Genomic DNA, 400 nt, shown 5'->3' on the forward strand with positions numbered 1-400 from the left:
TGACCTTCGGTTCCGATTGGCCGGTGGCGCCACTCGATCCGCTGACCGGGGTCTATGCCGCCGTCACCCGCCGTTTGATCGACGGCACCCATCCCGACGGCTGGCTCCCCGACCAGAAGGTGACGGTGGAGCAGGCGCTGACCGCCTATACCGCTACCAATGCCTATGCCGGTTTCATGGAAGATCGTTCGGGTGTGATCGCGCCGGGCTATCTCGCCGACATCACGGTGCTGGATCGCGATCTCACGGCGATCGATCCGGCGACGATCCTGCAGGCGAAGGTGCTCCACACCTTCGTCGACGGGCAGGAGGCTTATGCGGGCTGAGGTGAACGGGAACCGAAGCTAGCTGGAACGCAGCCCCTCGGCGGGCGTGTCGCGCAGCGCCGGCAGACTGCCCA

1 protein-coding gene is annotated in these 400 nt (G+C 66.0%); it reads left to right on the forward strand.

Going from position 1 to position 400, the window contains the following annotated elements; genetic code table 11:
* Nucleotides 1-326 (forward strand): amidohydrolase family protein (locus tag I5E_RS18830; RefSeq protein WP_031263182.1); only part of this gene is annotated, 326 nt, incomplete at its 5' end.
* Nucleotides 327-400: the final 74 nt, after the last annotated feature.

It is taken from the genome of Curtobacterium sp. B18, from assembly GCF_000333375.1.
Classification (GTDB): domain Bacteria; phylum Actinomycetota; class Actinomycetes; order Actinomycetales; family Microbacteriaceae; genus Curtobacterium.